The sequence below is a fragment of the Hymenobacter persicinus genome (assembly GCF_004167665.1).
GTDB classification, from domain to species: domain Bacteria; phylum Bacteroidota; class Bacteroidia; order Cytophagales; family Hymenobacteraceae; genus Hymenobacter; species Hymenobacter persicinus.
Genome location: NZ_SEWE01000034.1, coordinates 1 through 12,884 on the forward strand (window position 1 = coordinate 1; position 12,884 = coordinate 12,884).

Here is a 12,884-nt window from a genome sequence, read left to right on the forward strand (position 1 = left end):
CAAGCTGGCCGACATGTACTCGCGCCGGGCCATTGAGGTCACCGCCATCCTGGTGTTTCTGTTCGGCTCGGCGTTGTGCGGTCTGGCCGGTGAGTTTGGCACCCTGCCGGTGCTGGGCGACGGGATGAGCCAGCTGATTATTTTCCGGGCCGTGCAGGGCTTGGGCGGAGCCGGGCTGTTTGCCATGGCTTTCATCGTCATTGCCGACCTGTTTCCGCCCGCCGAGCGGGGTCGTTACCAGGGGTTTGTGGGTGCCACGTTCGGCACCTCGTCGGTGCTGGGCCCCTTTCTGGGTGGCCTGCTCACCGACCACGGCACGGGCCTGATCCCGGGCATTGCGGGCTGGCGGCTGGTGTTCTACGTGAATCTGCCCCTGGGCCTGCTGGCGCTCTGGTTTATCCTCTCGCGCATGCCCAAGCTCAAGCCTCGCGGCCCCCGCCAAGTCCTCGACTACGTGGCCGCCCTGCTGCTGATGGCGGGCTTGGTGCCGCTTATTCTTGCCCTGCAGCTCAATAAAACCCAGTACGGCTGGCTGTCCGGGCCCACGCTGGGGCTGCTGGCGACGGCGGCGGCCTCGCTCACACTATTCGTAATTCGCTCCCTGCGCTCCCCCAACCCGATTCTGGACCTGACGCTGTTTCGCAACCGGGTGTTCCGGCCCGCCATCCTAGCCGTTTTCCTGCTCGGCGGCTCGTTTCTGAGCATCGTCATCTTCGAGCCCGTGTTCATGATCAACGTGCTGGGCACCACTGCCACCCGGGCCGGCGTGAGTCTGATTCCGCTGTCGATGGGCGTCGTGATGGGCTCGATGCTAGCCGGCCGTATGGTGTCGCGCTACGGCCACTACAAGCGCTGGATGCTGGGCGGCGGGCTGCTATTGCTCGGCGGACTGCTGCTGGCCACCATGCCCCCCACCGTGGCCTACGTACAGGTACTGGTGTACGTGCTGCTTTGCGGTCTGGGCCTGGGTCCCACCATGCCGCTCTACACTCTGGCCGTGCAAAACTCCATTGAGCCCCGCTTTATGGGTCAGGGCACTGCCGCCTGCCAGTTTTTCCGGCAGATTGGCGGGGCCGTGGCCGCGGCCCTGCTCGGCGCCGTGCTGACAATGACCCTGGCCGGCACCCTGCCCGCCGCCCCAACTTCCCTTGCGGCCCCGGCGGCCGTGGCCGCGGAAAGTCCCGTGCTGGCCTCGGCCCTGGCCCCGGGTGGCATGCCGGCGGCCGAGCTGCGGGCGGCGTTTGCCCACGCCGTGTCGCGCATCTACTGGTGCACCATCTGCCTGGTGGCGGCGGGCTGGGTGACCTCGCTCTTTATTCCGGAAGTGCCCCTGCGCAAGTCGAACGCCGGACTGGGGCGCGCCTAGCCCGGCAGTTGACTGCCCGGACGACAGCGCGTATCTTGCAGACTAGGTTATTGCATCATTATCGTATTCCGCATCCTATGTCCGGCATTCAGGCGTACCACTTTGCCCAGTTTCGGGAAAGTGGCTTTCTGTCCTTTTACCAGCGCGTCAGAGCCTGTGGGGGAGTGGTCTGCTTTGATTTCGAAGACAGCATCAGCCACGATAATCCCGCCCGGGCCCGGGTCCTGAAGCAGCAGCAGCGCCGGGCTATTGTGGAGCAACTGCTCGCGCTGGCTCCCGAGCTCGACTTTCGCTACCTCGGGCTGCGCATCAACGCCGTGGGCACCGCCGACTACCAGGCCGACCTGGCGGCCCTGGCCCAGCTGCCGGCGCTGGGCTGCGTATTTCTGCCCAAAGCCGAGCACCCCGGTCAGCTTCAGCAATTGCTGCAGGAGCTGCCCCGCCCCGTCGAAAACGTAATTCCGGTGCTGGAAACGGCGGGAGCCTTTGCCAATGCGGAAGCCCTGCTGGCCCTTCCTGACCCGCGCCTCGCGCTGGTCGCCTTCGGACACTGCGACTTCAACCTGAGCTGCGGGCACGCTCCCTTCCACCACCACGACTCGCCCCGGTACTGGGCCTGGCTGGACTTTCTGGACCGGCACTGCCACCGCGCGGGCAAGCGCCTGCTCAACTCGCCCATGCTTCAGCTCGACGACGCGCCCGCCTACCGGGCCATGCTCACCCGCCTGCAAGCTTATCCCAGCATTGGGGGGCAGATTACGCTGTCCTTGGCCCAAACCCAGCTTTGCGCCGCAGCCCGAGCAGAAGCCGGTCCCCTGCCTGCGTTAGCCGACTCCCGCCTGGACGCGGCCCGCTGGGCCCGGCGCGTTGTACAGGACTTTGCTGCCCACCGCCGCCCCCGTACCGCCTTCGCCGTCGATGCCGCCCGGGCGCTGATTAGTCCGCACGAGCTGCGGGCGGCCCGCCACCACCTGCAAGCCTGACACCCCGTGAAGCTCACTATCCTCGGCGGCTGCTTTCCGGTGCAGCACAACATCACCCCGGACCGCCTCTACCACCAGACCCTGAAGCGCCGCCTGGAGCAGCCCGACGGCGCGGCCGCCGTCACGGTGGACGTTATCCGCTACGAGCGGTTTGGCTCCTGCCTGCCCCGGGTGCGGGCCTCGGCGGCGCAGGCGCCTATTGCCGTGCTGCTGTTTCACGTGCGGGCTGAGCCCGTGCTGCGCCTGCTCAAGCTCTACTACAAGCACCTCGATGATGCCGGCCAGCTGCGCCACGCCCTGAACCTGCCGCGCTGGGGACGCGTGCCCGCCGAACGGTTTGACCTGCTAACCGTGCGCCCCGCGCGGCCTACGCCGCGGCCTCCGGCGCCGCCTTCCTACGCCCCGGGGCCGCGGCGGCTGCGGGAACTCAACTACCGCCTGGGCACGCTGCTCGGCAACGAGCAGTACGCCCTTGAGCAGTACCTGCACCTGGTGCTCGAGCTGGCCGACTTCTGCCGCACCCAGGGCACCCGGCTGCTGGTAACCGGACCAGTTTCGCGGCCCTGCTCCGCCTACGAGGATGCTCTTTCCAACCGATTGGCCGGCTTTTTCGAGCCTCAGCTCGCGGCCCACGGCATTGCGTACCTCGACCTGCTGGGCCATACCGACGCGGCGGGTAACTCCCTGTTCCTGGCGGAAGGCATTTACGTCGGCCCCACCGGCCACGACCGGGTGGCCAGCCGGCTACACGCTGCCCTGACGGCCGCGGCTACGCCTCCGTCTTCTGCCCCGCAGTAGGCGTCCGAAAGTCAAAAATGCGGCTGGATTGTTATGGACCGAACCCGGCGGCCCCACGCCGCGGGGACTTTGTCTTACGCAACCGACTAGCTATGTCTTCTTCTCTTCAGCTCAGCGTCCTGGACCAGTCGCCCATCCGGCAGGGCGGCACGGCCCGGCAGGCCCTGCACGAAACCCTGGAGCTGGCCCGCCTCACCGACCGGCTGGGCTACACCCGCTTCTGGGTTTCGGAACACCACACCGCCGGCTCTTTGGCCGGCTCGGCTCCGGAAGTGCTGCTGGGCCGCCTGGGCGCCGAAACCACCCGTCTCCGCCTGGGCTCGGGCGGGGTGATGCTGCCCCACTACTCTGCCCTGAAGGTGGCCGAAAACTTCCGCCTGCTCGAAGCCCTCTACCCCGGCCGCATCGACCTGGGCATCGGCCGCGCGCCCGGCACCGACCGGGTGACGGCCCACGCCCTGAACCCGCACAACCAGTTTCGCGACGAGGAATTTGCCGAGCAGCTCATGGACCTGCGCGCCTACCTGCACGACGAGGTGGTGCCCGATACCATTCACGCCCGGGTGAAGGCCGCGCCCTTTATCGACACGGTGCCGGAGCTGTGGCTGCTGAGTTCGAGCGGGCAGAGCGGGCTGTTTGCAGCCGAAATCGGGGCGGCCTTTTCCTTTGCCCACTTCATCAACCCCGTTGGCGGGCCCGATATGGTGCGCCTGTACCGGGAGCGGTTTAAGCCCTCAGCCGACCTGCCCGCCCCCCGGGCCAACGTGGCCATCTTCACCTTTTGCGCCGACACCGAGGAAAAAGCCCAGGAACTGGCCGACGCCCTGGCGTTGCAGATGCTCAAGCTGGAGCTGGGCGACCGGACGCCCATTGGCCCGCCCGCCACGGTGCGCGACTTTCCGCTGGCCCCCGAACAGCGCGCCCGCCTAGCTTACCACCACCAGCGCATCATCAGCGGCACACCCGGGCAGGTTAAGGCTCAGTTCACCCGTCTGGCGGCCGCCTACGGGGTCGAGGAAATTGTGGCCGTCACCATCTGCTACGACTTCCAGGACCGGCTCCGCTCCTACGAGCTGCTGGCCGAAGCCTTCGAGCTGCCCCAGGCGGCGGCCCCGGCCCGGTTGGCCCATGCCGGCTAACCCAGTTTCGCCCCCAAACCGCAACGGCACTGCCTCGAGCTGCCTGCTTGCCAAGCCGCGCCGGGCAGGGACGGGCCCAGCTGCCCTGCTCCTGCTCGTTCGGCCGACGCTGGCCATCTTTGCCCGTATACTTTCGCAATGCGTACTACTCCAACCCAACTGGCGCCGGCGCCCGACAAGCCGGCCCACCCGCTGGTGGCCCTGCTCAGCCGCGCCGGCCTCGACTGGTTTCTGCTGGCCCTGATTGGGGTCGTGACCCTGGCCTACTTCTTCCCCGATGCCGGCAGCAAAGCCAGCCCGGTGCCCTGGAAGGCCATCACAACCGGGGGCGTGGCCCTGATTTTCTTTTTCTACGGGCTGCGCCTGAGCGGCGAAAAGCTGGCCGCGGGCCTGCGCAACTGGCGCCTGCACACGGTTGTGCAGCTGACCACCTTCGTGCTGTTCCCGCTGCTGGCGCTGGCGGCCCGGCCCTTCCTGACTTCCGAAAAGGGGGAGTTGCTGTGGCAGAGCATCTTCTTTCTTTGCACCCTGCCCAGCACCGTGTCGACGTCGGTGGTGATGGTCGGCATTGCCGGCGGCAACCTGCCGGCGGCCATCTTCAACGCCAGCATTTCCAGCCTGATTGGTATTGTGGTCACCCCGCTCTGGTGCAGCTTTATTCTGCACACGGGCACCGCCGACGGCCAGCTGTGGAGCCTGGGGCTGAGTCTGCTCTGGCAGGTGGTCCTGCCCGTGGTGGCGGGCGTGCTGCTCAACCGCCGCTTTGGGCACCTGGCCGAGCGACACCGCCAGGGTTTGCGCCTCTTCGACCAACTCACGATTCTGCTCATCGTTTTTACCTCCTTCTGCGAATCCTTTGCCGAAGGCGTGTTCCGCAGCTACGTGCCCACCGATATCCTGGCCCTGGGCGTGGGTATGGTGGCGCTGTACTTCCTGATTTTCGGCCTGATCTGGGGCCTGAGCCAACTGCTGGGCTTTAGCCGCCCCGACCGGATTGTGGCCATTTTCTGCGGCTCCAAGAAGTCGTTGGTGCACGGCAGCGTGCTGGCCAGCCTGCTGTTTCCGGGCGCGGCGCTGGGGGCCCTGCTCCTGCCCCTGATGCTCTACCACGCCCTCCAGATTATCCTGGCCAGCATCATGGCCCAGCAAATGGGTCGACGGGAAGCAGTGGCAGAGGCAGCTTGACTACAATTCTGCACAATATCGTGATTAACCTATCCTATAGCCGGCTGATCCGATGGAAAATCTGCGCTACTGGGGCAAGCTGAACCGGTAATGCTCATTTGCCGGGGCTGTTGGTGGAAGCCGGTCGGTTTTGTACTTTTGCAGCTTGTGCTGACCTATTCTCCGCCTGTTTGCTTCATGAAAAAGAGTTTTCTGTTCCTTTCCCTGCTGCTGTGCCTGAGCGCCGCGGCCCTGGCCACGCCGCCCAATAACAAAGAGCTGTTCACGGCCGTGATGAAAAACAACGCCCCGCAGGTGGAAACCCTGCTCACGGCCGGCGCCGACCCTAACGCGGCCATCGAAGTAGTGCCCGGCTTTCCCACGACCTACCTGATTACGGCCGCCAACAACGGCAGCCTGGAGGTGGTTAAGGCCCTGCTCAAGCACAAAGCCCAGATCAACCAGCCCGATGCATTCAAGGCCACGGCCCTGATGGCGGCTGCCGGCAAGGGTCATAAGGCCGTGGTAGAGTTGCTGCTCGCCAACGGGGCCGATGCCAAAGCCAAGGACGACGACGGCAAGGACGCGCTGGCCGCGGCCAAGGAAAGCGGCAACGCCGAAGTCATCAAGCTGATTGAAGCTAAATTGAAGTAGTCGGGCGCAAAAGCGTGACTACGGCAACGGCCGGGCAACTTGCCCGGTCGTTTTTTTTGTATTCAGCCCCTAATTAGCTGAACGGCAAAGCGTAGCGCCAACAACGCAGCCTAAGCAAGTATCGAAATATTTTTATTTAGTAGATGAACTATCCTAGTTTCAATTGCATTTGGCACCCTGAAATCAATCCCCGATTCCAATGCTCAATGCCCAGCTCGCCAACGCCGGTTTCTACGAAATTGCCAGTCCCGACTCGGCCGTAGCCGGGGCCACTTACATCCGGCCGGGCTACCGCGAATCGGTCCGCGTCTTTGTGCCCCACAACTCGGCCGAGGTGGAAGTGTACGCCGGCTCGTTGAAAAATGGCCGCCTAGTGTACCAGGGCCCGGCCGAAATGGCGGCCCAACTGACCCTGCTCACCGACCGCAACAACTAACCTGCGTTGGCCGCCCCGCAAAGGCGGCAGGGCCTGGTGACACGCCGGGCGGTTGGCGCGTATGTCCTGGACGCCGGGAAGCTATTAAATGGAGGTGCTAAAGACGGCACCCTGATGACGGCGCGGCCCACGGCGAAACTCAGCCGGGCTGAAGAGGGAGAATCCGTAGCGGAACTGCTGAAATAGGATAAGATGGCTGGGGCGAATACAGCCGGACGTTGGCGCGGCGGCGGGCCAGCAGGATTGCCAGCGCCAGTGGCTTCCATGGCCTACAAGCTCACCTCGGCCGCCTCCTCGTGCTCGTGAATCAAGGCGTGCGTCACGCTGGGCCGGTCTTCCACCACCTTTTCCGCGCCTTCACCCGTCAGTTGGGTAGGAATGGTCAGCAGGGCCGCCACGACCTACGTTACCAGCCCTGATTAGGGGTTCTTGGCGCCGAATCACCGCGACGAAGAGCAACAGCAGGCCAAACAGACTGCCCAGGCTGGGAATACAATTAAGAAGCCGGTGAAGATGAGTGCCGTTCAGAAGGAGAGATTTTGCCGGATAGCTGACAGCACAGATAAGGTCGGGCAAACGCCTAGGCGGTGGTGACGTTGAACAGGTGGCCAATCAGGGCGGTGAGCCCCATGGCCAGTACCCCCCAGAACGTAACGCGGGCCGCCGCTTTCAGCACGCCCGAGCCGCCCACGTAGGCGGCCAGGCCCCCCAGCGCGGCCAGAAATACCAGCGACGTGAGCGACACCGTCCAGGTTAACAAGGCCACGGGCGAAACCAGAATGACCAGCAGCGGCAGCGCGGCGCCCACCGTAAATGTACCGGCCGAAGCCAGTGCCGCCTGAATGGGGTTGGCGGCGGCCGTATCGGTGATGCCCAGCTCATCGCGGGCATGGGTGCCAATAGCATCGTGGGCCATGAGCTGGGTGGCTACTTCGTCGGCCAGGGGCTGGGCCAGACCGCGCTCCACGTAGATGGCTGCCAGTTCCCGATGCTCGGCTTCGGGGTCGGCCGCCAGCTCGGCGCGCTCCCGGGCCAGATCGGCCTGCTCCGTGTCGGCCTGCGAACTGACGGACACGTACTCGCCCGTGGCCATTGACATAGCCCCGGCCACGAGCCCGGCCACGCCGGCCACCAGCACGCTGTCGCGGGAGGCACTGGCGGCGGCCACGCCCACCATCAGGCTGGCCGTGGAGATAATACCGTCGTTGGCGCCAAGCACGGCGGCGCGGAGCCAGCCAATACGGTGAGTGCGGTGGTTTTCGTCGTGGCGCATCGGCGATAGTTGTTGGTGGTGGAACAGTAGAGGCTGATTCGTGAGAACCAGCTGTATACGAACGAGGTACGCCGGCGGCTACGAGCCGGGCAGTAGCGCAGTTGGTCTGCGCCGCAGCATCCAAGCAAACATGCCGGCATCGGTCCTCCTGCTTACCACGGTACCCACTAGCTTACGCTCTTCACGACCCGCAATCGGAAAGACCCACGACTCCAACCGTTTTGCTTCAAGTAAACCCGCTACTCGCTCTGACCAGTTGCGGACTGCCCGCGGCCGCCAAAAAAAGCGCCCGGCACTGGTGCCGGGCGCTTTTTGCGTTCTTGATACTCGGTACCGGCCGAAGCATTGCCGGACTTACGCCGACGGCCACTGCATTTCAGCGCCCACCACGAAGGCGACCTGCCCCAGCGTAGGTACGGGCGTCGAGTTGGCGGGCGGCGACATGGTCACGGTGATGGTGCCGGCCGTGGAGTTCTGGCTCAGCGTCGACTTGTAATACGACTGGGAGCCGCCGGCCAGCGGAATGCCCAGGAACGACACGCCCCACGACGACTGCTCCTGAAACACTTCCTGGAACGAGGAATAGTCGGTGCTGGTGTAAGTCATTTCGAACGTGGGCAGCTGGCTGATGATCAGGCTTGAAATGATGCCGAAGGTGCCATCCGTGCCGAAGTCGTAGGACGTGGGAATCGTGAACTGGTAGCCGCCCACCTTGGGGTCGAAGTTGACCGCCTGCTTGATGACCGATGGCAGCCACCAGCCCGTGCTCGAAGAGATGTCGTAGGGGGCCATGGTTGGCGTTACTTTGGTCACGCCGTTGAACGTCATCGTCACAGTGCAATTTTCGGTCTGCTGACTGAAAGAGAACATGTTGTAGGAGGCGCTGGCGCTGCCGCTGATGCCAAACCAGCCGATGGAGCCGCTGCCGCCGAATCCACCGTCCGCGGTGACGTGCACGGTGTTCTGGTCAACTTTGCTCACGTTCATCGTCACCGAGAAGCTCGCCCCGCCGCTGGTGGGGTACAGCGCGTTCTGGATGGCGCCAATGGGCTCGGCGATGTTCATGCCGGGCTCGATGAGCACCGTACCGTTGGCGCCAGCGGCCTGTATCCAGCCCTGGGTGGCCGTGGCCGGGGCGGGCTGCAGGTTTTTGCGCAGGTTGGCCAGCTGGTTGTTGCGTGAGAGCACCGACGACTGAATGCCGGCCACGGCGCTGGTGTTAGCCAGGTAAGTCATCAGGTCATTGACCACCGTTTCCGAGCCCAGCGGCATGTTGGGCAACAGGGAAATCGGGTCCTGGCTGCTGCGCAGAGCGCCCAGCGTCAGGCCCGTGGCGCCCCACAGTATTACCTGGCTCGTGATATAGCCCATCTTGGCCGCCATCGTAGTGGCGTTGGCCGAGGCCGGAATCGGACCGGCAAAGCTGATCCAGTCATTGTAGAGCGTGTTGGCCACGGCCGCGTTCTGGTTGACGGCGTTGTTGAGGCTGGCCTGATCCTCAGCCGAGAGCTGGTAGGTGATGCCCGACACCACGTTGAAGTAGGCCGTGGTCAGCTCCGAACTGGCGGCCTGCACGTAGCCGCCGGCCTGATTGTAGCTGAACACGTTGTTGAGCCACTGGTAGGTGTTGAGGTTGAACACGCCCAGATTGTTCCAGAACCAGGGAAAGTCGCCGAGGGCTCCCTCATCCACCGGCACCATGTCATTGATACCCAAATTTTTGACGACGGTATCCTGGGCCTGCTTGTTGAGTTCCTGGAAGAACGTGTTCTGGATGGGCACAATCGGGCCGCCGGCACCTACTGATTGAATAGCATACATGGCGCCGGGCCGGGTGGCCACGTTCGTCTGGCGGGGTTGGAGGGTCTGGGTTTCCATGGTGAACGGTTGGGGGAGAAAAGAGGGGTAGCGGGTGCCTACTTTGGAAAGGGCTGTTCGGCGTGTGCCCGGCCTTTGGAAGTGTGCGTCCCGGTCCGGTTTGGCCGTTGACACATCCAATTGCTGAGACAAACCTAGCGCCCCGCTCCCGCCGTCTTTCAGGCGAAAACACCCGATTCCCGAACCACGCATTTCTACCTAGCTGCCGCCTTCACGCCCGCCAACACGCCCGCCGCACCTAGTTTTTTACAGATGCCAAATCTTTGATTTACTGTAATTTAGCCCACCAATTCTCAACCATACTTTTTATTCACAAGCGCGGGTTTCTACGGTTGCCGCCGCCACTCCGCCTCGCGCGTATGCCCAGTTTTTTTGCTGCTGCTCCCTGACGCGCTGGGCGCTGCCGGGCAGTTAGAGCTGGAGCAAACGCACAATCAGGCCCGTCCAGCCGGTCTGGTGGCTGGCGCCCATACCGCGGCCGTTGTCGCCGTGGAAGTACTCATGGAACAGGATATTGTCCCGGAAGTAGGGGTCGGTTTGCAGCAACCGGTAGTTGCCAAAAGCCGGGCGGCGGCCCTTTTTATCCTTGAGCAGCAGCCGGTTGAGGCGGCCGGCCAATTCGTGGGCCACCTGTTGCAGGTTGAGCTGCTGCCCGGAGCCGGTGGGGTATTCCACCGTAAACTTCTCCCCGTAGTAGAAGTAAAACCGCTGCAACGACTCGATAATGAGGTAGTTAATAGGAAACCAGATCGGGCCGCGCCAGTTGGAGTTGCCCCCGAACATGCTCGACTCGGCCTCGCCCGGCACGTACTGCACCGTGAAATCCGTGTCTTCGGTGCTGAACACGTAGGGCTGCTCCAAGTGGTGGCGCGACATGGCCCGGATACCGAACTCTGACAAAAACTCCCGCTCGTCGAGCATGCGGCTGAGCAGGCTTTTGAGGCGGTCTTTGCGCATCAACGAAAGCTTGTGCCGGGCCGCCTTGCCGGGCTCTTCCCAGCGGCTGACCAGCTTGGCTAGGTGGGGCCGGTTTTCGAGCAGCCACCGGGCCCGGGCCGTGAATTCGGGCATCTGATCCAGCAGATCCTGCTCAATCACCTCCACGGCAAACAGCGGAATCAGTCCCACGATGGAGCGCACTTTGAGCTTGGTTCGCTCCCCGTCAGGGGTGTGGAGCACGTCGTAGTAGAACTTGTCCTCGGCGTCCCAGAGGTTGAATTCCCCGTCGCCGCCCCGGGTCATGGCGTCGGCAATGTAGAGGAAGTGCTCGAAGAACTTGCCGGCCATTTCCTGGTACACGGGGTTGGTTTTGGCCAGCTCCAGGGCCATGCGCATCAGGTTCAGGGCAAACATGGCCATCCAGCTCGTGCCGTCGCTCTGCTCAATGAAGCCGCCGGTGGGCAGCGGGGCGCTGCGGTCAAACACGCCGATATTGTCGAGGCCCAGAAAGCCGCCCTCGAAGATGTTGCGCTCACTCTTATCCTTGCGGTTGACCCACCACGTGAAGTTCAGCGTGAGCTTGTGAAAGACAGCCTCCAGAAAAGCCGCGTCGCCGAGGCCGGCGTTGAGCTTTTTATCCATCTGGTACACCCGCCAGGTGGCCCAGGCGTGCACCGGCGGGTTCACGTCGTTCAGGTTCCACTCGTAGGCCGGCAGCTGTCCGCTCGGGTGCATGTACCAGTCCTTGGTGAGCAGGCGCAGCTGCTGCTTGGCAAACTCGGCGTCGACCATGGCCAGCGGGATGCAGTGGAAAGCCAAATCCCAGGCCGCGTACCACGGATACTCCCACTTGTCGGGCATGGAAACGATGTCGGCGTTGTGCAGATGGCGCCAGGCACTGTTGCGGCCCCGGCGCCGGGCCGCGGGGGCCCGCAGCATGGCCGGGTCGCCGTCGAGCCACTGGGTCACGTCGTAGTAGTAGAACTGCTTGCTCCAGAGCATGCCGGCAAAGGCCTGGCGCTGCACGTTGCGGGCGTCGGGGTCGGGCAGGTTTTCCTGCAGGCAGCCATAGAACTCGTCGGCCTCCTGCTGGCGGGTGGCCAGCAGCTGGTCGAAGGTAGCAAACGGGTCGTCGAACTCCTTTTGGCTCAGGCGCAGGCGCACGGTCTGGCTTTCCCCGGGCTTGATGGTGAGCTTGTACTGGGCCGCGACCTTGGTGCCCTGCTGCTCGGCGTTGATGGCGCCCCGCACGCCGTCGACCACGTAGTCGTTGATGCCGTCCTTGAAGTGCATGCCCTTGGCCGGCAGGCCGTAGAGCCGGGCACCATTGGTGTCATTCTCGCAAAACAGCAGCCGGGGCGCCTGGTCGCAGTAGAAGTAGTAGCGGCCCAGCGTGGGGTGGTCGGCGTGCACGGCGCCGGGGCGGGCTTCGCGCAGCGTGGGACGGGGCTCCCGGGTGTCCCAGCTCCAGGTATTGCGAAACCAGAGCTGGGGCAGCACCTGCACCCGGGCCGGGCGGGGGCCGCGGTTGTGCACCGTCAGCTGCACCAGGATGTCTTCGGCGCTGGCCTTGGCGTACTCAATGAACACGTCGAAGTAGCGCCGGTCGTTGAAGATGCCGGTGTCGAGCAGCTCGTATTCGGGCTCCTGGCGGGTGCGGGCGGCGTTTTCAGTTAGCAGCTGCTGGTAGGGAAAAGCCCGCTGCGGATACTTGTAGAGCATCCGCATGTAGGAGTGGGTGGGCGTGCTGTCGAGGTAGTAGTAGAGCTCCTTCACGTCCTCGCCGTGGTTGCCCTGCCCGTTGGTGAGGCCGAAGAGCCGCTCCTTGAGAATCTCGTCCTGGCCGTTCCAGAGCGCCACGCTCAAGCACAGGCGCTGCTGGTCGTCGCTGATGCCGCCGATGCCTTCCTCACCCCAGCGGTAGGCCTTGCTGCGGGCCATGTCGTGGGTAACGAAGTCCCAGGCGTTGCCGTCGGCGCTGTAGTCTTCGCGCACGGTGCCCCACTGCCGCTCGGTCAGGTAGGGCCCAAACTTCTTCCACGGCGCCTTCTGGGCATTCGACTCGAGTAAGCGTAGTTGTTCCTGCGTCATAGGTTGGGGGCTCGGGTTCCTGAATATAAGAATATCCCGATGTAAGAAAGCGGCGGGGCCACTGGCGCCCGCCGGAGTGCGGCCCGACGGGCGTGGGCCCGGGTAAGTGAAGTTGTGGGGTACTCGTTTTCGGGGCGCAGGGTTATGGCCGCGGATGCATTTC

At 64.1% G+C, this 12,884-nt stretch carries 11 protein-coding genes; 7 read left to right on the top strand and 4 right to left on the bottom strand.

What is annotated here, in order from left to right:
- The 7 genes from EWM57_RS14965 to EWM57_RS14995 all read left to right on the top strand — a co-directional run.
- Positions 1 to 1,366, top strand: a 1,366-nt coding sequence (locus EWM57_RS14965) for an MFS transporter (protein ID WP_129921968.1), incomplete at its 5' end; no start/stop codon positions are given.
- A 77-nt stretch (positions 1,367 to 1,443) separates the two neighbouring features.
- The gene (locus tag EWM57_RS14970) at positions 1,444 to 2,349 is read left to right on the top strand and encodes an aldolase/citrate lyase family protein (RefSeq protein ID WP_129921969.1); all 906 of its coding nucleotides are present in this window, start codon (positions 1,444 to 1,446) and stop codon (positions 2,347 to 2,349) included.
- A 6-nt stretch (positions 2,350 to 2,355) separates the two neighbouring features.
- A complete protein-coding gene (locus EWM57_RS14975) occupies positions 2,356 to 3,147 on the top strand; it encodes a hypothetical protein (protein WP_129921970.1) in 792 nt (263 codons plus the stop codon).
- Positions 3,148 to 3,239: 92 nt separating this feature from the next.
- Positions 3,240 to 4,286, top strand: coding sequence for an LLM class flavin-dependent oxidoreductase (locus EWM57_RS14980; RefSeq protein WP_129921971.1), 1,047 nt, complete (start codon positions 3,240 to 3,242; stop codon positions 4,284 to 4,286).
- A 138-nt stretch (positions 4,287 to 4,424) separates the two neighbouring features.
- Entirely contained in the window at positions 4,425 to 5,471 is a 1,047-nt protein-coding gene (locus EWM57_RS14985) for a bile acid:sodium symporter family protein (RefSeq protein WP_129921972.1), read from the top strand.
- 177 nt (positions 5,472 to 5,648) lie between these two features.
- Positions 5,649 to 6,104 carry an ankyrin repeat domain-containing protein gene (locus tag EWM57_RS14990; RefSeq protein WP_165370535.1) on the top strand — a complete coding sequence of 152 codons (456 nt, stop codon included), beginning with the start codon at positions 5,649 to 5,651 and terminating at the stop codon, positions 6,102 to 6,104.
- A gap of 199 nt (positions 6,105 to 6,303) precedes the next feature.
- Positions 6,304 to 6,540 carry a hypothetical protein gene (locus tag EWM57_RS14995; RefSeq protein WP_129921974.1) on the top strand — a complete coding sequence of 79 codons (237 nt, stop codon included), beginning with the start codon at positions 6,304 to 6,306 and terminating at the stop codon, positions 6,538 to 6,540.
- A 269-nt stretch (positions 6,541 to 6,809) separates the two neighbouring features.
- Here the strand turns inward: EWM57_RS14995 and EWM57_RS21805 are convergent, their stop codons facing one another.
- The 4 genes from EWM57_RS21805 to EWM57_RS15010 form a co-directional block, all read right to left on the bottom strand.
- Positions 6,810 to 6,938, bottom strand: a complete 129-nt coding sequence (locus EWM57_RS21805; protein WP_262708252.1) for a hypothetical protein — start codon at positions 6,936 to 6,938, stop codon at positions 6,810 to 6,812.
- A 182-nt stretch (positions 6,939 to 7,120) separates the two neighbouring features.
- Complete coding sequence (locus EWM57_RS15000) at positions 7,121 to 7,813, bottom strand: VIT1/CCC1 transporter family protein (protein WP_129921975.1); 693 nt, start codon at positions 7,811 to 7,813, stop codon at positions 7,121 to 7,123.
- Positions 7,814 to 8,167: 354 nt separating this feature from the next.
- On the bottom strand, positions 8,168 to 9,691 hold the full coding sequence (locus EWM57_RS15005) for a hypothetical protein (RefSeq protein WP_129921976.1): 1,524 nt from the start codon (positions 9,689 to 9,691) through the stop codon (positions 8,168 to 8,170).
- Between the two features lie 411 nt (positions 9,692 to 10,102).
- Complete coding sequence (locus EWM57_RS15010; protein WP_129921977.1) at positions 10,103 to 12,721, bottom strand: MGH1-like glycoside hydrolase domain-containing protein; 2,619 nt, start codon at positions 12,719 to 12,721, stop codon at positions 10,103 to 10,105.
- Positions 12,722 to 12,884 lie beyond the last annotated feature (163 nt).